At 31.6% G+C, this 20,952-nt stretch carries 19 protein-coding genes; 14 read left to right on the forward strand and 5 right to left on the reverse strand.

Annotation, left to right across the window (positions count from 1 at the left end):
• Positions 1 to 199: 199 nt before the first annotated feature.
• From CD036_RS09965 to CD036_RS09980, 4 genes are all read left to right on the forward strand, one after another.
• Positions 200 to 736 carry a VOC family protein gene (locus tag CD036_RS09965; protein WP_103388551.1) on the forward strand — a complete coding sequence of 179 codons (537 nt, stop codon included), beginning with the start codon at positions 200 to 202 and terminating at the stop codon, positions 734 to 736.
• 114 nt (positions 737 to 850) lie between these two features.
• Entirely contained in the window at positions 851 to 1,180 is a 330-nt protein-coding gene (locus tag CD036_RS09970) for a thioredoxin family protein (RefSeq protein WP_103388552.1), read from the forward strand.
• A 467-nt stretch (positions 1,181 to 1,647) separates the two neighbouring features.
• Positions 1,648 to 2,163, forward strand: a complete 516-nt coding sequence (locus CD036_RS09975; RefSeq protein ID WP_103388553.1) for a GNAT family N-acetyltransferase — start codon at positions 1,648 to 1,650, stop codon at positions 2,161 to 2,163.
• A gap of 79 nt (positions 2,164 to 2,242) precedes the next feature.
• The gene (locus tag CD036_RS09980) at positions 2,243 to 3,217 is read left to right on the forward strand and encodes an alpha/beta hydrolase fold domain-containing protein (RefSeq protein ID WP_103388554.1); all 975 of its coding nucleotides are present in this window, start codon (positions 2,243 to 2,245) and stop codon (positions 3,215 to 3,217) included.
• Positions 3,218 to 3,327: 110 nt separating this feature from the next.
• Here CD036_RS09980 and CD036_RS09985 read toward each other — a convergent pair whose 3' ends face one another.
• Positions 3,328 to 4,242 (reverse strand): DMT family transporter, encoded by a 915-nt coding sequence (locus CD036_RS09985; RefSeq protein WP_021459594.1) that lies wholly within the window; start codon positions 4,240 to 4,242, stop codon positions 3,328 to 3,330.
• Positions 4,243 to 4,343: 101 nt separating this feature from the next.
• Here CD036_RS09985 and CD036_RS09990 point away from each other — a divergent pair, with 101 nt between their 5' ends.
• Positions 4,344 to 5,225 (forward strand): AraC family transcriptional regulator, encoded by an 882-nt coding sequence (locus CD036_RS09990; RefSeq protein WP_002509568.1) that lies wholly within the window; start codon positions 4,344 to 4,346, stop codon positions 5,223 to 5,225.
• Between the two features lie 104 nt (positions 5,226 to 5,329).
• Here CD036_RS09990 and CD036_RS09995 read toward each other — a convergent pair whose 3' ends face one another.
• Positions 5,330 to 6,484: an ArgE/DapE family deacylase gene (locus tag CD036_RS09995; RefSeq protein WP_002509567.1), complete on the reverse strand. Its 1,155-nt coding sequence runs from the start codon at positions 6,482 to 6,484 to the stop codon at positions 5,330 to 5,332.
• 130 nt (positions 6,485 to 6,614) lie between these two features.
• Positions 6,615 to 6,905 carry a hypothetical protein gene (locus CD036_RS10000; protein WP_021459593.1) on the reverse strand — a complete coding sequence of 97 codons (291 nt, stop codon included), beginning with the start codon at positions 6,903 to 6,905 and terminating at the stop codon, positions 6,615 to 6,617.
• 423 nt (positions 6,906 to 7,328) lie between these two features.
• Between CD036_RS10000 and pgsB the strand changes: the two genes are divergently transcribed.
• The 9 genes from pgsB (at position 7,329) to CD036_RS10040 (ending at position 17,546) form a co-directional block, all read left to right on the forward strand.
• Positions 7,329 to 8,486, forward strand: coding sequence for a poly-gamma-glutamate synthase PgsB (gene pgsB, locus CD036_RS10005; protein ID WP_002509565.1), 1,158 nt, complete (start codon positions 7,329 to 7,331; stop codon positions 8,484 to 8,486).
• Between the two features lies 1 nt (position 8,487).
• Complete coding sequence (gene pgsC / locus CD036_RS10010; protein WP_021459592.1) at positions 8,488 to 8,940, forward strand: poly-gamma-glutamate biosynthesis protein PgsC; 453 nt, start codon at positions 8,488 to 8,490, stop codon at positions 8,938 to 8,940.
• A 15-nt stretch (positions 8,941 to 8,955) separates the two neighbouring features.
• A complete protein-coding gene (locus CD036_RS10015; RefSeq protein ID WP_103388555.1) occupies positions 8,956 to 10,032 on the forward strand; it encodes a CapA family protein in 1,077 nt (358 codons plus the stop codon).
• A complete protein-coding gene (locus CD036_RS13180) occupies positions 10,016 to 10,177 on the forward strand; it encodes a hypothetical protein (RefSeq protein ID WP_002509562.1) in 162 nt (53 codons plus the stop codon). The genes CD036_RS10015 and CD036_RS13180 overlap by 17 nt, the downstream gene beginning before the upstream one ends.
• 1 nt (position 10,178) lies before the next feature.
• The gene (locus CD036_RS10020; RefSeq protein ID WP_103388556.1) at positions 10,179 to 11,783 is read left to right on the forward strand and encodes a gamma-glutamyltransferase; all 1,605 of its coding nucleotides are present in this window, start codon (positions 10,179 to 10,181) and stop codon (positions 11,781 to 11,783) included.
• Between the two features lie 430 nt (positions 11,784 to 12,213).
• A complete protein-coding gene (locus CD036_RS10025; protein ID WP_002509560.1) occupies positions 12,214 to 12,930 on the forward strand; it encodes a D-ribitol-5-phosphate cytidylyltransferase in 717 nt (238 codons plus the stop codon).
• Positions 12,923 to 13,948 (forward strand): ribitol-5-phosphate dehydrogenase, encoded by a 1,026-nt coding sequence (locus CD036_RS10030; protein WP_021459590.1) that lies wholly within the window; start codon positions 12,923 to 12,925, stop codon positions 13,946 to 13,948. The genes CD036_RS10025 and CD036_RS10030 overlap by 8 nt, the downstream gene beginning before the upstream one ends.
• Before the next feature lie 61 nt (positions 13,949 to 14,009).
• Complete coding sequence (gene tarL, locus CD036_RS10035; RefSeq protein WP_021459589.1) at positions 14,010 to 15,704, forward strand: teichoic acid ribitol-phosphate polymerase TarL; 1,695 nt, start codon at positions 14,010 to 14,012, stop codon at positions 15,702 to 15,704.
• A 111-nt stretch (positions 15,705 to 15,815) separates the two neighbouring features.
• Complete coding sequence (locus CD036_RS10040) at positions 15,816 to 17,546, forward strand: glycosyltransferase family 2 protein (protein ID WP_103388557.1); 1,731 nt, start codon at positions 15,816 to 15,818, stop codon at positions 17,544 to 17,546.
• 481 nt (positions 17,547 to 18,027) lie between these two features.
• Here the strand turns inward: CD036_RS10040 and CD036_RS10045 are convergent, their stop codons facing one another.
• Both CD036_RS10045 and CD036_RS10050 read right to left on the reverse strand, forming a co-directional pair.
• Positions 18,028 to 20,127, reverse strand: a complete 2,100-nt coding sequence (locus tag CD036_RS10045; RefSeq protein WP_103388558.1) for a helix-turn-helix domain-containing protein — start codon at positions 20,125 to 20,127, stop codon at positions 18,028 to 18,030.
• A gap of 490 nt (positions 20,128 to 20,617) precedes the next feature.
• Complete coding sequence (locus CD036_RS10050) at positions 20,618 to 20,881, reverse strand: hypothetical protein (protein ID WP_002509555.1); 264 nt, start codon at positions 20,879 to 20,881, stop codon at positions 20,618 to 20,620.
• Between the last annotated feature and the right edge of the window lie 71 nt (positions 20,882 to 20,952).

Here is a 20,952-nt window from a genome sequence, read left to right on the forward strand (position 1 = left end):
ACTATGAGCGGAATTAATGTGTATTTATAGTTACGATGTTATGGTAGGTACAAATTGTATACTGACAGTAAAAAATATTTATTAAATAGAAGAAAACTATAATAAGTTAGACGTTTGCTTAATGAAATTGAACTGTAATGTGATTTAAATAAAGGTAAAATGTAAGATTAATCAAGCTTTGATGATAGAGGTGTTAAAGGTGTCTATAACTAGAGGAATAAATCATATTGGTTTGACAGTACCTAATATTGATGATGCGACACGTTTTTTTACTGATGCGTTAGAAGGACAAATCGCATATGATAGCCAAACAAAATTAGAACCACCAAGAGATGGAAGTTTTGTGGAATATGTGCTTGGGTTAACACCGGGGGCTCAAATTGTCAAAAAACGTATGATGGTTTTTGGTAATGGACCTAATATTGAAATGTTCGAGTTTGAAAATGCGCAACAGCAACCAGCACAGCAATTACAAGATATCGGTTTTACGCATATTTCATTTTATGTTGATAATTTTGAAGCTGCATTGCAACGTGTAAAAAAAGCGGGAGGACAGCCTATTTCTGAACCTCATAGCAATACTAAATACGAAGACACAGCAGATAATCAAACTGTGTACATTAAAACTCCATGGGGGAGTTTGATAGAATTACAAACAGTGCCTCATGGATATTATTACCCGGGTAATAGTGAACGTGCTGTGTTTATTCCAAAGTCGCAAAAGACTTATGACTAAAGTGAGATGTCATAACTTATTTTGAAAAAATCCGCTGCGCTGAAAGCATATGTGAGTTGTACCGTAAGTCATGAATGTTTCACAAAATATAGCTGACAAAAGAAGGTGTAAGAAATGACGATAAATTTAAATTCAGTTACAGCATTTTATCAATTTATAAATAACCATGAAATTGCTGTAGTTCATGTAATGAGAGACAATTGTAGTGTTTGTCATGCAGTGCTACCTCAAATAGAAGGTGTAGTTAGTGAATATCCCAATGTCGCTTTTGGTATCATTAATCAAAGTGAAGTTGAAGCTATAGCAGGAGAACTTACAATATTTACAGTACCTGTAGATTTGATTTTTTTAAATGGCAAAGAAATGCATCGTCAAGGCAGGTTTATTGATATGCAACAATTTGAAAAGCAATTATCTTTAATGTATAACAGTTTAGAGCATTAGAGAAAGTGTTATAATCATTTTATTTTTTTACAAAATTCAAACTATGTGTATATAGTGTAGGGACTAGGACAAAATAGATTCGTCCTAGTCTCTTTTCATATTGGCAGTAGGTGAATGCATTGAAAATGCGCTTCAAATCAAGCTTTTTACAATACTAGTCATCCTTGCCGGGGTGGGACAACGAAATCTTTTTTTCAAAATCAGATTTCTGTCCCACTCCATATTTTATTCAAAACCTCTTTTCATATGGGCAGTAGCTGACTGCATTGAAAATGCGCTTCAAACCAAGCTTTTTACAATACTAGTCATCCTTGCCGGGGTGGGACAACGAAATCTTTTTTCAAAATCAGATTTCTGTCCCACTCCCTTTGCGACTACAGGTCATCACTAAAATAAATATAATGTTTCACAATTGAATTGTATCATGTATGATATAAGTATTATCAAATAGAATATGGGGGTTAACGATGAAAATAGAACGTATAACACCAGACGAAGCTATTAACTTATATCATTGTATGAAGAAAATAGATCAAGAATCACAATACATGTTGTACTTGCCAGATGAAAGAACTTTCGAATCTCCGAATCTATATCAAGATTTAGCAGAAAATTACTATATCGGTGTAAAGCAAAATGATAATACTATTGTTGGTTATTTATCTGTTCATATTAGTGAAATTAAAAAAATCAAACATATTGGTTATATACATACAGGACTAATGGAAGATTTTCATCAACAAGGATTTGCCACAAAAATGTTTAATGAAAGTATACAATGGGCTATGTCCCGAGGATTAAGACGTTTAGAATTAACGGTTATTACTTATAATAGCCCAGCTATCAATTTTTATGAAAAAATTGGATTTAAAATTGAAGGTATAAAACGTGAATCAGTTTATATGGATGGTTTGTATCATGATGAATTATATATGGCAAAACTGTTAGAAGGGCAAATGAGTGAAGTGATAGAGAGTATTTAGTAACGTTAAAGGGGTTTGACTAATATTTGATCGCAAAATTAGTTAAAATAAAGGTAATAGTTTGTATGGAGGTTTATGTATGATAAAAAAATTAATAGCTATTACTAGTGCAACATTTTTAGCATCTTACGGTTACGCTAAAATACTAGAGAAAAGGAGTTATTCTAGTTTTTTATATGAAATTATGTTTCGTATAACGAATATGAAACGTACTTTTATGACAGTAGAAGCGGCTCAACAAGCTTTAAAGCAAGTTGAAAATACGACAAAAGCACCTTATAAAGGGACAAGCTATGATTTTAATAATGAAGTTTTAATTGAACAAGTTCATGGTTCGACGGTATATGTGATTAATCAACAACAATCACGTCAGCAACCCGTTATACTATATTTACATGGTGGTGCATGGTTCCAAAATCCATTAAAGCAACATTTTGAATATATAGATTTATTAGCATCGACAATGGATGCTAAAGTCATTATGCCGATATATCCTAAGGTACCTCATGGGACTTACCAAGATACTTTTGACTTATTGGAGGCACTATATAGTAAGATGTTGCATCAAGTAGAACATTCACATCAACTAACGATAATGGGTGATTCGGCTGGTGGCCAACTTACGCTATCGTTTGCGCAATATTTGAAACAATTGCAATTACCGCAACCAAGCAATTTAGTATTATTATCACCAGTGTTGGATGCAACATTTAGTAATCCACAAGCAAGATTATATGAACATATAGATCCTATGTTAGGTATTGATGGCAGTAAATTTTTCTTAAAATTATGGGCTGACTCTTTACCACTCAGCAATTGGAAAGTATCTCCGATTAATGGCGATTTAGCAGATTTAGGTCATATTACAATATCAATAGGAACTAAAGAAACACTGTACCCGGATGCAGTCAAATTGTCCAATATGTTAAATGAACAAAATATTACGCATGACTTTTTACCTGGTTATAAGTTATTCCATATTCATCAAATATTCCCTATACCAGAACGACAACAACTATTAGTAAAATTAAAAAATATTATTAGTAAACATTAAGATTAAACTACTTAATGAGCTAGTATGGATATATGATTAAGAGAATTAAGACATATAGAAAAACAAGGATTCAGTGAACTTACTAATGTTCAACTGAATCCTTATTTTTCTTAGCTGTCAGGCTGTTTTTTTAATGATAGTATAACTATCAAAATTAAAATTAACAACATACCAACAAGCTGGAATGGCAAAAATTGAATTTTTAACCATAAAACACTGGCAACTACTGCTACCACTGGTTCGATAGTACCGTATAGCGTAGTTTCTTTGGCAGATAAATATTGCAAACTATTGATGAAAAAGAAAAAAGCAATAGTTGTTCCAGCAATAATACCGAATAGTAAGTAGTTTATCGTAGCAAAATTTAAACTCTCATAGTTGAAATGCCAAATAGGTGTTTGAAAATTCATGAGTATACCTGACAGCATCATAGCCCAACCCACAACTAAAATGGGAGAAAAACTATTAAGCAGTCTAGGTGCATATATTGTATAAAAGGCAAGCGATAATCCTGAAATTATACCCCATATAAGACTTGGTGGGGCCACAACGATTTGGCTAATAGATCCATTCGTTAACAATAAAAATGTACCGGTTAAAGTTAATACTATGGCAATAATATCAAACAGTTGCAAAACTTCTTTTTTGCGTATTACATACCAAATAATCACGTAGACTGGCGCGATATATTGTAATAACGTTGCAACGGCAGCATTACCATAATTGATTGAAGCCATATATGAATATTGAACCAACAACATGCCCAATATTGAAAATAACATCAATGCAAGTAAGGTTGATTTGTTTTTGAAAATAGCAAATAGTGAGTGACGTCTATACATAAGCTTATATAACGACAATAATAGAATTCCACTAATGGTTAGTCTAGCCGTGACGTACCAGTTCATATTAATACCATGATGACGAAAAAGTTCATCAGATACAGTACCTCCGAGCCCCCAAAATGTTGCACCAATAATAGCAAAACAAATGCCAAGAAATCGTTTAGTAAAAAAATATGACATCATTTATCTCCAATCATGTAAGTTAATTATATTATAAGCAGATATTTTTTGATAAAATACTTAAAAATGAGTCGAAAATAGCAAAATATTGAGGTGAGGTCATGCCGGAGCCAATCATTATAAATGAACAACAAGAAGAATTAATACACTATCCAGATAAGCAATGGAAACATGTCATACTGCATAATGTGATGACAGATATTATGTTTGGTTATATACCTTTACATTGGCATCACGCATTACAATTTATGTATGTCATAAAAGGTGAATTGATAGTACACATTAGTGGAAGTAAGCATTATTTGAATGCAGGAGACGGGATATTTATTAATTCTAATATTATCCATGAAATAGCTGAACAACAACCATATACTGAATATTACTGTTGGAATGTGGAGTTACCTCACATAAGTCAATATGTAGAATTTGAATATGTAGATTATATTTTGCAACATACCCAGCACATACCATATATTGTACTTCGTCAAAGTGAAACTAAATATGAAGATATACTTAGTTTTATTAAAAATGCAGGTCAAACGTATGATCAACAGTCTACACATTATCAACTAACGATATTAAACTACTATTATAATTGCTTAAAATGGTTATACGATTACATGGGTCAACATGTGAATCAACAGCGTTATCAATTTGATTATCGTATAAAACACTTGATAACATTGATGCAACAAAATTATCATCATAAGATAACATTAACTGATTTAAGTGAGCACATACATATGAGCAAAGCAGAGACCATCAAGCTCTTCAAAAAATATGTAGGTTACACACCATTTAGCTATTTATTAAACTATCGTTTAGAAAAAAGTAAAGAACAGTTGTTATTAGCAACATACTCTGTGACAGAAGTTGCCATGAATTGTGGTTTTGCCACAACGAGTTATTTTATTAAAGCATTTAAAGCGCACTATCAAGAAACACCAAAGCAGTTTCAACTGCGACAATTAAATTTAAGGTGAGACTGCGCAACAACGCAATAATTTTATAGTTATAATATATTAAAAGGTGACTGTCGTTAAGACGCAAACTATAGCGTCTCAAAAACAGTCACCTATTTTGTGTCTTAATGTGCTGATAAATAGCGTGGAATAAATTCTGTATATAAATTAATGAAAGTTAAATATTTTTCTTTGTCCACATGCTCATCTACTTGATGTGCTTGAGTTATTAAACCTGGTCCATACATAATAAATGGGAAGTTTTCATCTTTACCTACTAATAAATCAGAAGCATCAGTAACGCCAGGAGAAGCTAATGTTTCTAAATCAGTATTTAAATACGTTTGGCCCAGCTCATATGCTAAGTTCACTAACTTATTGTCACCTGTAGTATAAACAGGAGGTCTAGACATATAAGTATCAATTGTAATGTCTGTTTGAGTTGTTTCGATTTGTTTTAGAATATCATTGAAATAGGATATAAATTGCTTGTTATCATGTTCAGGTATCGTCCTAATATTAAATTCAGTTTCAGCGTATTCAGGTATAGAATTTACTTGAGTACCACCACTGAATAATGTGGCATTCATTAAGGGTTTACCTAATAAATCATTAGTTTGGTTAAATTGTGAAAACTGTTCTTCTGCTTTATAGATGAATGCTACTAATGGAGAAATGGCATTGAAGCCCCAATCAGGCATAGAACTATGTGACGCTTTGCCGTTAGAGCTGACACGAATATCCATAGAGCCTTTATGTGCGTAAATAATACGATCTTCGGAAGGCTCAGCAATTAATAGTGCCTCAACATCATCCATATAACCTTTTGAGTGAAATGCTTTCGCACCTTCACCTATTATTTCTTCTCCAGCAGTAGCGAGTAAACGGAGTGTACCTTGGGTTAATAAACCTTGTTCATGAATATCTATCATACTAATTACTAAAGCAGCTAAACCAGATTTCATGTCAGCAGAGCCACGACCGTATAATTTCCCATCAACTTCAGTAAGTTTAAAAGGATCATACGTCCATTTCTCTTCATTACCAGCTGACACGACATCCATATGACCAGAAACACCTAAGACAGGACTACCTGAACCAATTTCAGCTACAAGATTCGCACGCGTGTCATTTATTTTAATAATTTCAGATTTTATACCATAACGAGAAAACAGTTGATGTAAGTAGTTACATACTTCCAGCTCATTGTCATTTACGGATTTAATTTCTACTAAATCTCTCAAAATTTGAACTTTTTCATTTTCACTAAATTTACTCATATAAAAATCCCCTTTGTTTTATAAAATTTAACCTTTGATTACTAGTATATAGAAAAATAATCATAAATATAAAATAAAAGGAATCGTTCAATACTTTGTATATTATGAACTGGAATGTTTATATCATATTTTAAGCAGGCTGACTGAATGACGCCGTTGTATTTTGTTGAATATTAGTTTTTACTTCATTTGGTAATTCAATAGTCGAAGGCAAAGCATTTAATTTAACACTAGTCTTCTTAGTTGCACTTTCATTGTAATCGATGTTTTCAATATTTTTTGTGTTATCCGCATCCAAAACAGAACCTCGCATATCATTTCCTTGGACACTGCCGACTAAAATCATAATCAAATAACCACCACAAACAATTAGAATTGCACCAAGATAAATTGCAACAGCTAACTTTACAGATTTATTCATGTTTACCTCCAAAATAAGTATATGATATGTTTCAACTTAAAGGTAACACGTGAACTTTAATTGATTGTAAAAATCTAGTAAAAATTATATTTCTTGAAGTGAATTTTTATTGCTTTATATTTTACCTTCAAAAAATTAAAAAAATATTTTCATTTTTTTGAATGATTATTAAAGTCGTATTAAATTAGTGTTGATAAGATATTAAATGGAATTGTAAATTTAACTTTACAATTTATTTACTTGTAATTTATACGATTAAAACTAGCTAAATAACTGCATGGTAGCATAGCGTTAATAGATGGTAGAAATTAATTATTTACGATTTAAATATTTCACGAAGTCGTTTATACCGTCGGCAATTAATTTTTCACCTTAAAATAAAAGCAATACAATTACTGTGTTTAACGAAGAGAGGGACTAAGTTTGTTACTTATCATCATTTGCGTTGGCTTAATATTATGGTTAGGAATTGTAGAAAAAAAGAAACATTCCTTGCGATTATCCAAAATCCCGGTTCGAATTAATATTAATGGTATTAGGGGGAAATCCACTATTACAAGATTAATTTATGGAACATTACGTGAAGATCAATATCGAGTCATTGGTAAAACTACTGGCACAGATGCACGTATGCTGTATTGGTTTACACCAAGAGAATATCCGGTATATAGAAAGCCACAAGGGGCTAATATAGGTGAGCAACGTGATATTATTCGCAAAGTAGTAAAACAAAAAGCGAACGCACTCGTAAATGAATGTATGGCGGTTAACCCAGACTATCAAATCACATTCCAAAGGGATTTGGTAAAAGCCAATATTGGAGTTATTGTGAATGTGATGGAAGACCATATGGATGTGTTAGGGCCTACATTAAAGGAAGTTGCTGAGGCATTTACAGCAACCATACCGTATAAAGGACATCTTGTTGTCATGAAAGATGACTATACGGAATATTTCGCCAAAGTTGCGAAACGACGTAAAACGAAACTTATTGTTGTAGATAAAGATGAAGTACCTGAATCATTTTTAAGAGAGTTTGATTATTTAGTTTTCCCTGATAATGTTGCGATTGCTATGGGAGTTGCAGAGGCATTAGGTATAGATAGAAATGTAGCACTACAAGGTATGTTAGATGCACCGCCAGATTCTGGAGCAGTTGAAGTGAAATATTTCAATGCAAATCAAACAACTAATGTCTATGTTAACGCTTTTGCAGCCAACGAACCACAATCAACTAAAGCTATTTTAAATAAAATTGAATCTTATAACTATCCATATAGTAAACGGATTATTATTTTGAATTGTCGTGCGGATAGGGTGGATAGAACAAAAGCATTTGCTGAAAATTTTATCGAAGATGTGCCATTTGATACGTTGATTTGTACAGGTAAAAGTACGCAAATGGTTACTGATGTGATGCGACAATATCCAGAAAAAAATTATTTGAATTTTGAAGGTAGTGACTTTAAAGAAATAGAACAAGCGTTATATCAAGAATGTGAAAATGCGTTAGTGTTCTGTGTGGGTAATATTCATGGCCCAGGTAAAAAAATAGCAGAATTCATAGAAGGGATAAAATAATATGATAGGTTCAGAGTTATACTTTTCATTGTTTGTAGGCATCGTCTTAAGTCTACTATTTGCAGAAAAATTTGGTATTAGTCCAGCGGGCTTAGTTGTTCCTGGTTATCTAGCGTTAATTTTCGATCAACCGATAATGTTATTATCAGTATTAATTATCAGTTGTATTACATATTTTATAGTCAATCATGGAATTAGTAGGGTGGTTATTTTATACGGCCGTAGGAAGTTTGCGGCAATGATTTTAACTGGTATGGTACTGAAATTTATATTTGACTTGATGTACCCCATAACCCCCTTTGAGATGGTTGAAATGTCCGGCATAGGGGTGGTAATTCCTGGCATTATTGCGAATACAATTCAAAAGCAAGGTGCAATTATCACATTATCTACATGTATGTTACTGACATGTATTACATATGTCATCCTATTCTTTTACAGCTTTATCAACTAGTTAGGAGCATGGAATATGAAGAAATCAAAACGATTTACAATAGATGAACGTGTTCTGAAATGGACGAAGCGGCATAAAAAATATAATTTGATGTACACTTCAATTATTTTGATTATTGCTGTAGTGTTATTGATATTTGCTATGAAAGCACAAAAAATTACACCAGTAGAAGTAATGGCTAAACCTAATAATGAATTAAGGATGACTTATCTAGGAAATATCAATATGAATGACCATATCAGAAAAAATAATCTAAATGACACATTTGGTGCAGTTAAAGATATCTTGAAAGGAAGTGATTATTCAACAACTAGTTTACATTTGTCCCAATTTTCAGATGATCAAAAAGTGAATATGCAAGAAAATATTGATAATATCATGTATTTGAAATCATTGAATATGAAAAGTGTTAATTTGATAAATGAAACATTAGATAACGTGCAAGCACGAGATTTACAAAGAGCAGTTGAAGCACAGACAGGATATAACTTCTTAACAGGGAATGGTTCTAATCCAATCAATAGTAAAACAGTACAACAAGATATTAAAGGTAAAAAGGTAGCTAATGTCTCCTTTACTGATATTGAGTCAGATTACAGTGATACATTAAAAAATACAACATCAATTAGTTTAGAACCAAGCATATTTATACCGTTAATCAAGAAATTAAAAGAACAAAATGATTATGTTGTAGTTAATGTTGACTGGGGGATACCAGATGAAAGACATGTAACAACACGCCAACAAAAATATGCGCACGCGTTAGCAGATGCTGGTGCAGATGTTATTATCGGCCATAATACAGTAGTACAAGAAATTGAAAAATATAAAGATACTGATATCTTCTACAGTTTAGGTAACGTAACATCTGAAAACTTCCTTTCAAAAAACCAACAAGGATTAGCAGTACAACAAAATTGGAATGGTAAAACATCAGACTTTAAAGTAACCCCATTACGTTCGAAAGCTGGAAAAGTTTCTAAAGCAAATCCAAATAAGGTAGAAGAAAAGAAATTATTAAACACACTTGAAAGTGACACTATTAATCTTAAAAAAGAGAAAGGAGGCTACCATTATGAACCTAAAAAATAATTGGTTAAGTATTACGGTAATTTCAATCATTTTAGTTATTTTCTTGATGATTGTGTTTGCAAATGCCAATGAAGGTTTAGATAAATATGAACAAAACGAACTAGAAGCTAAACACCATCAATATTTATCTAAAGGGGCAAGCTAATATGAGTATATACAATAAGAAAACACTCATCGTCATATTGATTTTAACTATGCTTATATCGATACTCTTTTTTATGATTACCAAAAAAGATAATTATGATAAAGATGAATTATATGAAAATAAAATTGCAGATCATAACCAAACAAATGCGAATAAGAAGTATGGTGTAGCGTCAAACAATCCTATTGCTACCAAAGTGGGTAATAAAATTATTGAAGATGGAGGTAACGCAGTTGATGCATCAATAGGTGTTTCATATGCATTGGCGGTGACTGAGCCTCACTCTTCTGGTTTAGGTGGCGGTGGTGCCATGTTGTATTATGATGGACAAGAAAATGTACCACCTAAACAGTGGCAATATAAAGATATCTCTTCTTTTAAATATAAAAAAGGGGATAAAATTGGTACGCCAGGATTTGTAGATGGCATGCATACATTACATAAAGATGCTGGGAAAATGTCTGAAAAAGATATTTTAAATCATGTTATTCCATTAGCCGAAGAAGGTTTTGAAGTAGATTCAGAATTAGAACGAAGTTTGAAACTTTATGGTTCTGATGTTGATAGAGATTCTCCTTTCTTTGATGATGAAAAAACAAAACGCGAAGGTGATGTCATCAAACAACCGGAGTTAGCTAAAACGTTAAAAGGTATTCGCGACAATGGTCCAGAATATTTTTATGATGAAATTGGTGATAAAATATCCAGTCAATTAGATGATAAATTAACAGAAAAAGATTTTGAAAGTTATAAAACTGAAAAGAAAGAACCGGTGAGTACGACGTACTTAAATCATAAAATATACTCTGCCTCTAACCCATTAGGTGGGACATTAATGTTACAAGGTTTAAAAGTGGATGAAGCAACTGGTAATGCTACAACACCCGAAAATCGTACCGATTATATTACAGGTATTTTAAAATCACGTGCTTTAATGTATCGCAATAGAGACATTGTGAATGGACAAGATCAAGATTATGATGAATATTTATCACAAGATTACTTACTTGGTAAATTAAATGAGTTGAATATGAATACTAGTATGGGTAGTGACTTCAATACAAATAATATAGATAACACGAGTACAACTCATTTTGTTGTAGTAGATAAGCAAGGTAAAATGACTAGTACAACAAACACACTATCTAGTTTCTTTGGCTCAGGTAAATATATGAAACAAGGTTTCTATATGAATAATTCATTGTCTAACTTCTCTAACAACCCGAATAGTCCTAACTTCCATGGTAAGCATAAGATTCCACGGTCATACACAGCACCTTCTATCGTGGTGGGATCCGATTATTATATGGGTATAGGAACACCTGGTGGTAACAAAATACCTACAACGCTTAATGAAGTGTTGGTTGATTACTTAAGAGGTGATGGGACTTTACAAGAATCTATCGATAAACCGAGATTTTATAATGATGGATCTACTGTATTTTATGAAAATGCTATGAGTGATGAAGATATTAATGTCTTCAAAAGTCTTGGATATAGTGTAGAAGAAAAGCGTAATGATCCAAACTTTGGCAGTGTACAAGGTGTCATTTACAATAAAAATGATAAGACTGTTGAAATAGGACAAGACGTAGGTAACAGATAATATAGACTTTAATGACTTCTGTCGTACAAACCGAATGGTTAGTGCGATAGAAGTTTTTTATTTGAACAACTTTTATTTTAATAAATATCGGGAATAGTATAACGTATATTTAGTTAATCGAGATGTTGACATATAAGGTGAGTCAATTATTCAATTACAAGTGAAACCAGTATCTATGCTTTAATAATAGTAAATAGTTACCATTTAAATAGGTTTAAATTAAATGGATATAACTAGCAAAGAAAAATGATAATTGGTATGATGATGATAATCACAAGCCTAACACAACTTAAATTTCTTTGAGTCACTTGAACAAAATAACTGTCTAGGTAGGACATGGAAGGTATATATGGAGTTAAAATACAAGTAGCTTTCGGTATACATGTTTGATAGTTTACTTAAATGAATTATTACAGAGGAGGAAATACATATGATATATGCGGGTATATTAGCAGGTGGCGTCGGATCCAGAATGGGGAATGTTCCGTTACCAAAACAATTTTTAGATTTAGATGGGAAGCCAATCATTGTGCATACAGTAGAAAAATTTTTATTAACGAGTGAGTTCGATAAAATATACATTGCTACGCCTCAAAAATGGATTTCACATACACGAGATACATTACGTAAATTTCATATTACAGATGAGCGTGTAGAAGTGGTACAAGGTGGTTCTGATCGAAATGAAACCATTATGAGTATAATTAATGTTATAGAACAAGACCATAAAATTACAGACGAAGATGTAATTGTTACTCATGATGCAGTGCGTCCATTTTTAACAAGACGTATTATTAAAGAAAATATTGATAATGTTATTAAATATGGCGCAGTAGATACAGTTATAACAGCAACAGATACTATCATCACATCTGAAGGTGGACAGGTAATTGATGAAATCCCTGTTCGAGATAAGATGTATCAAGGGCAAACGCCACAATCTTTCAATATAAATTTATTACGTGATAGTTATAATGAGCTAAGTGCAGATGAGAAAAAAATTCTCACAGACGCTTGCAAAATATTAGTTGTGTCTAACAAAAAAGTAAACCTAGTATTAGGAGAATTATACAACATTAAAATAACAACACCTTATGATCTTAAAGTAGCAAACTCTATCATTAAGGGTGGGATGATATATGATTAATCAAGTGTATCAATTAGTGGCACCACGACAAATTGAAGTTACTTATAATAATGAGGATATAACACGTGACAAAGTTATTGTACGTCCGTTATATTTATCAATTTGTGCAGCAGATCAACGCTATTATACAGGTAGTAGAAATCAAACTGTGCTAGAAAAAAAACTACCTATGTCTTTAATTCATGAAGGTGTAGGCGAAGTTGTTTATGATAGTAAAGGCGAGTATAAAATTGGGACTAAAGTTATAATGGTGCCAAATATGCCTGTCGAAGAAGATGAAGTCATTGCGGAAAACTATTTGCCAAGTAGTAAGTTTAGATCGAGTGGTTATGATGGTTTTATGCAGGATTATGTCTTTTTAGACCACGATCGTGTTGTTGCAGTGGAAGATGATATTGATTTAAGTACGATTGCTTACTCTGAACTCGTTTCAGTAAGTTGGCATGCGATTCAACGTTTTGAACGAAAATCAATAAAAAATAAAAATAGCTTTGGTATATGGGGTGATGGTAATTTAGGCTATATAACTGCCATCTTATTACATAAATTATACCCAGAAGCGAAAATCTATGTATTTGGTAAAACTGATTTTAAGCTGAGCCATTTTTCATTTGTGGAGCAAGTATATCATATTCATAATGTGCCAGAAGATGTAACTTTTGATCATGGCTTCGAGTGTGTAGGTGGTAAAGGAAGTCAATCTGCCATTGATCAAATAATTGATTTAATTTCACCTGAAGGCAGTATTGCGCTTTTGGGTGTCAGTGAATATCCAGTTGAAATTAATACCCGACTTGTACTCGAAAAGGGTATTACAATGATTGGAAGTAGTAGAAGCGGTGCACAAGATTTTCAAGATGTCGCGAACTTTTATAAAGCACATCCAGATGTAGTAGATAAATTATCGCTGCTTAAAGGAAATGAATTTGAAGTTAAAACGATAAATGATGCAGTTAATGCTTTTGAACAGGATTTATCAACATCATGGGGGAAAACTGTTATAAAATGGACGATGTAATATTGAAATATTGCAAAGTAACGCACACGACCATGCAATTGCATAAGAAAGGATTTTAAAATTGAGTAAATCGAAGATAATCATTGACGATATATATTGGGAGCGTATTCAGCTTTTTATTGAAGGACATGTAGAAAATGCTACACAAGAGCTAAATAAACGTAATTTTATCCTAAGAAATTTAACAGAAACCAAAGTGTTGCCTGCAAATAATGTAGAGATTAGCGGAAAAACATTTAAAGCACGTTTTAATGTTGCTATATTGAATGATGGCAACTATTTACCATCTGGGCAATATTTGCTTGTGTACCGTGGAGAATATGATTATATAGCTAACATTAATCATAAGCTTCTAGATCCTACTCAGTATGAATTAGATGAAACAGACATCGAAAAATATGAAGAGTTAGAAACGAAAAATGGCAAAAATAACTTTTTACTAGAATATTTCAAACATGTGTTTAAAAGAGGTGGTAATTCTAAAAAAACAACCTATACGGTAACACCTATGATTTCTAGTGAAGTAAATGAATTTGTTATTGATATTTCATTTAAGGCGCCTCAACCAAAAGAGAGTTTAATACAACAAAAAATAAAAGAGTATCGTTTGAAGTACAACAAAATATCATTTAATATACGTAATTTTATATTTAAAACCATATTTGGAGTTTCTAAATTTTTCCATTTGAGAAAAGGAAACACTGTACTTTTCACTTCAGATTCACGTGCTGAAATGTCTGGTAATTTTGAATATGTATACAATGAAATGTTACGACAAAATTTAGATAAAACGTATAATATACATGCGTTGTTTAAATCTAATATTTCTGCACGTCGTGATTTTATTGATAAATTTAAGTTCCCATATTTGTTAGGTAAAGCTGACTACATATTTGTTGATGATTTCCATCCGTTATTATATACAGTGAAATTTAGAAAGAGCCAAGAAATTATTCAAGTATGGCATGCAGTCGGTGCATTTAAAACAGTTGGCTATAGTCGTACTGGTAAAAAAGGTGGTCCATTCTTTAATTCTGTGAATCACCGTAACTACACTAAAGCATTTGTTTCTTCTGAAACAGATATTCCATTTTATGGCGAAGCTTTTGGTATTAAAGAACAAAATATTATACCTACAGGTGTTCCTAGAACAGATATTTTATTTGATAAAACATACGAACAACAAATTGTAGCTGAAATGGAAGAAACATTACCAATAATAAAAGGCAAAAAGGTAATTTTATTTGCGCCAACGTTTAGAGGGAATGGACATCATACTGCGCATTATCCATTCTTTAAAATCGACTTTGCACGATTTGCACGTTATTGTAAAGAGAATAATGCAGTTGTATTATTCAAAATGCATCCATTTGTTAAAAATAAGTTAACAATTCCTAGAGAGTATCAAGAGTATTTTATAGATGTTTCAGACTTCCGAGAAGTAAATGATATACTATTTGTTACAGACATACTGATAAGTGACTATTCTTCATTAGTTTATGAGTTTGCAGTGTTCAAACGACCAATGCTATTTTATGCATTTGATCTTGAAGACTATATAACTTCTAGAGACTTTTATGAACCGTATGAAACTTTTGTTCCAGGAAAAATTGTGGAATCATTTGACGATTTAATCGTCGCGCTTGATAACGAAGATTTTGAACAAGAAAAAGTACCAAAATTCTTAGATAAACACTTTAAATATCAAGATGGCCGTTCTAGTGAACGCTTAGTTCGTAACTTATTTGGCAGTTAGTAGACGGTGTTTTTATAATATAAACTGAGGATAACAATAGTATACACCAGTAAGCGATGTATTATATTATTGTGTATCTTCAGTTTTTTAAATTAGGGGTGACTTTGTAACATGAAATTTTCAATAATAGTACCGACATATAATTCAGAAGCATACATTAAAGAATTAATGAATAGTTTGGTTAAACAAACATTAAATAAACAAGATTTTGAAGTTATTGTAGTAGATGATTGTTCGACAGATAATACACTTAAACTCGTCGAGTCTTACAAAAAGAAATTGAATTTAATAGTCGATCAACTAGATCAAAACTCTGGTGGACCAGGAAAACCGAGAAATACAGCGTTTGATTTAGCTCAAGGGGAATACGTCTTCTTTGTAGATTCAGATGATTATATCCACAAAGATACATTATTGGATGTGTCAAAATTTGTAAATCAAAATAATGCGGACGTTGTCTTAGTTCGTATGGAAGGCGTTAATGGTAGAGGTGTACCGAAGTCGATGTTCCAAGAAACACGAGACGAAGTTACTTTGCTTGATTCACGTATTATTTATACTTTAAGCCCAACTAAATTCTATCGTACGTCTTTATTGCGTAATAATAACATTTATTTCCCAGAAGAATTAAAGAGTGCTGAAGACCAGTTATTTACAATGAAAGCGTATATCAACGCTCAGAAAATAGCAGTTTTAGCGGACAAATCATATTATTATGCAACGAAAAGAGAAGGTGAACATATGAGTTCAGCATATGTTGCACCTAATGAATTTTACCAAGTGATGTCACTAATTGTTGATGAAATATTACAGCGTAATTTAGAGCACACGAATGAAATTTTAGCTAAATTTATAGATCGACATTTTTCATTTTCACGTACAAAAAACTTTTCGCTCAATATTAAAGCTGAACAGCAACAACAATGGATTGAAGCTTTAGGTGACTTTATTTTAAGAGTGCCGAAAGAAGTAGATGCGTTGGTAAATGCTGCAACCCGTCCATTATTGTATTATGCACGACAAAAAGATTTTGACCATTATCAAATAGTGGAAGAAAGTTATCGCAATGGTCACTATTATAACTTCAAAGCAAACCAAAATTTATTGCAAATACAGTTTGCACAACATGAACCGTTTTTTGATTTTGAAAATGTTACTAAACCGGACATAAAAATGACGCAATTCAACTTTGACGATCAACAATTTTCATTAGAATTAACATTTTTAAAATCAATGATTAATCCAAACCAAATTGCCAATCAGTTACAACTTAAATTGGTATCACGTAATAAAAAGGAAATTGTGTATGTTCCATTAACAGTGAACAATCAAACTAACTTCAAGTTTACAACGCAATTAAATGATGTCGTACCTTATTTATTAAAAGAAAAGGTTTGGGATGCATTTTTAGAAATGCGTATAGATAATATGACTATTGATAAACGTATAGGGAACAAACGTAATAAATATCCTTATGCAAAAGAAACAAGTACTATCGTGCAACAAAATGGCAAATATTATCGATTTACGCCATATTTTACGAAAGACTTTGATAATTTATCGTTCTATTTAACAGAAAATGAATTAACAAACATGTTAAAAGTAACAACAAAAGGCAAATTAACTGTGACAATCGAACCAATTGAATTCAATTATATATTGAGCACTGGTATGGCTTCATTGTTATATCAAGATAGCTTTGTTACTGGTTATTTATCACAGAAACCAACAAAAAATAGTTGGACGTATGAATTAGCAACTACTGACAAGTTAAAAGCTAGTGTATTGAAAAAAGATTTTGTTATTGCTACACCATCTCTTAAGTTAGAGTTTGATAATTAATATAAAAATTTATGACATAAATATCAGAAAAATAGCACTCAGATGATTTAATTCAAGTCACCTGAGTGCTATTTTGTGTTTAGGAGTTGTGGGCAGTTTTTGTGCACGCTTTCCGCGGGCACTGCCTCAGCCTGTAGTCTTCGGCAAGTGCTATTCCCGCAAGAGTCGTCCCAAAGCCCTGCCAATCTATAGAAAGCGTTTAGGATAACTAATAATTAAGATTTTACTGACAATAAAATAAGAGGTTACAGAAGAAGTTTCCGATCTTGTGGGTAGTTTTTGTACATGCTTTACTCGTACACTGTCTTAGTGTGAAGTCTTCAGTTTCTCCTGTTCCCTCAAGAATCTCGCTAAAATACGTCGGATTCATATGTGATTTTATAATAAAATACTTTTATAAAATTAGGATGTGTATCAAAATCCGACGGATACAAGAACAATGATTCTTTTTACTTGTCCATGAACTTGATGTTCCAGGCTTTTATTTAGTAGGCGCTAATATGAGATATAACAATGCATTTGATTGAAGTGAAAATGTTAACGGTTCATGTACGGAAAATAATTTATACTGTGACTGTGGATGGTTTGATTGATTGATTTGTTTAATTATAAATGTGTCGAGTTGTAAGTTTTGCATTTGTTTTGCTGATGGTAACAAATAATCAATTGAACCAAAAGAATCATTTAACAGTTTGCTAAAAACTGAAAAAGTTGTATGAAAATGATGATTAATATTTAGGGCAGTAGATGTTTCGGAATCACTATTAATCAAATCTCCATTATGGACTAACAGTTCATAATTTTGATGTTGTTTACGAAGCAGTCCCATGTTATGAAGACATACATGACAATTCATAAAAGGCGCTAACATTTGGTAAATATGCATTATTGGTAAATAATTTTCATGCACTGTCATTAACATTAATTTATTATGGTTATCACAGTATAACGGGAATCCTAAACCACGTATGCGCGAAGATAAAGATACAATAAAATCTACTAAGTGGGCATGCGTGATTTTAGTAGTTGGTGAGTAATATTGTTGCAACGCATTATAGGTTAAATGAATGAAAATTAATTTATGTGCATGCTCTTCTAAATCATCGAGAAAATAGGCAATAATATTTTTTATGTTAGTTGAGTCTATATTATATATTTTAGCTAACTGTTGCGCTAACATCGTTAAATCCATATTGATAATATAAAAATCCATAGGCAAGGCATTTAAGTGTGCCACTATATGGTTGTGAGTGACGTCAGTGGTTTGAAAGAAATCATCTACTAATAAACCACAGTTAACTGCTGCATATTTCCGTGAAATAAGATTTTTTAAAACTCTAATTTTGTTTAGTGGTAAAAGTTGCGGATTAAAAAGAAGTTGTATAGTGCTTAAGTATTCTCGACATAAACTATCATTTTTAAGTTCTACAAGAAAACTGTCATTCATTTTATTAAACATAAATAGTGAGTTTACCGGTAATAAAAGGCTGCAATTATAACTTTTTAATTGATGTAGCAACTTAATAAAATAAGCTTTATCAATCGTATTAAATATAGAGTGTTCAATATGTTCTATATATAAAATTGGATTTGGGAGGTAAGATAAGTCAAAATAATCAAGCTGAGTATGCGTAAACTTAAGAAATTCATGGAAATTTGCCAATTTTATAATCGTCTGCGGTGGTTTGAAATACATCGTAGGATAATTGTGCTGCAACTCTAAAGTATATGATTTAGGTGTCGTAATATTATACATGTAGTTATGTAGACTTAGACATATTTGATGGCTAATAGGTGAAATAGTCAAGCTATCTTGATCCATATTATTGTGATACTTGTAGTAGTAAAAAAATTTTTTAGGTGGTAACTGAATATATTTTTTAAACTGTTTAGAAAAGGTTGAAACATTGGAAAAACTATAATTTAGTGCTAAATCATGTATATTATGCTGTCCAGTCAATAAATCAATGAGCGCTTGCTTAATTTTTAAACTTGTAATATAAGGTTTAAATTGCATTTGTAAATGTGTGGAAAAAAGTATTGAGATGTAAGACTGTGAAATATAAAAACGTTGGGCTAATATTTTGGCTAATAACGGTTCAGTAATGTGATTATTAATAAATACCAAAATATTTTTCAATAATTTAGAAGTAACATTGCAAACAGGTAAATAAGGTTGTTGTAATTTAATTTGTGCTTCAGCTAGTAATAAAGTTATAACGTCAGATACCATTGATGTGTCGATGGTTTTATCGATAAATTTGGTTTTTAAGTAATAAGTTAACCATTGGTGTAACTTAGTTTTTGACCGAATTAAATTATAGTCTAGATAACTATGGGAGAATAAAGCATCACGTTCAATAAACGATGCTAATGGTATGGATAACGAAAGTAGATAATTTGTCTGTACATGTTGGTAAAGGTCACCGTGATTAATAATTAGACCATGCTTAAAAGTGTGGAGATTGCCATTAATATTGACGATATTAGATTCCGCTAAAGGCAGTAAAACTATAACTTCATTTAAGCATCTACGCATAGGCGCTTTGATGTGATGAAGGATGGTAAGTGTACTTTTCATTAGTAAATACCTCAAATTATAATTTCATTTATATCAAGTGTACCGTTTTAAACAATCTATAGGGAGTGTCTACAAGAAAGATTAATAAAAACATAGTAAATACTAATATTTTTAATCGTTGTAATGGTAAAGGAGAAAATTATTAAAAAAGTGATTAAAATTTTATAGTGTTGCACTAAAAAAAGTGGGGGAATTTTAAAAAGTTAATTAACATAAAAAAGACTTAAAACTACTGCCTGAAGGTAGTTTTAAGTCTGTCCAATCAGTCTGAGTAAGACCATTGTTGAGAATGGTATAACATTGATTATATGAGCAATTGATTTAGGTGCGCTAAAGCAAAGTAAATAATTTAGACTATAATAAACTATAATGTTTGCGCTTACCATCCTCGAGATTATTATATAATTTTTATCGAATATAAACAAGATTAAATATGTTTGAAGATGTACTGGCAAACCGTATAATTTCTTTACTCAATATCTTATTGCGATTAGCGTTCCATGATATAGAGGTGTATTGATTTGCATGCAATAACAACTACAGTTACAAGTGAAAATAGTGTGAGTAAGCCATTAAATTCCGCATGGTTAAATATTTGAATAACAGTCATAGAGCTTAATGATAATAAAAATAAAGATCCACTTGTGTGCATATTAAAATAATCTAATGTAAATAGCGTTAAGACAATAAGTAATAAATAAAACAAGCCGATACTACAAAGGTTTACGATATCCAAGAAAATTTGTTTGCTCATTATCTCCACATCCTCTCTTACTTATTTATAACCACTTTAAAAGTAAAAAAAGCATGAAAAGTGAAGATTTA

It is taken from the genome of Staphylococcus arlettae, from assembly GCF_002902345.1.
GTDB lineage: Bacteria > Bacillota > Bacilli > Staphylococcales > Staphylococcaceae > Staphylococcus > Staphylococcus arlettae.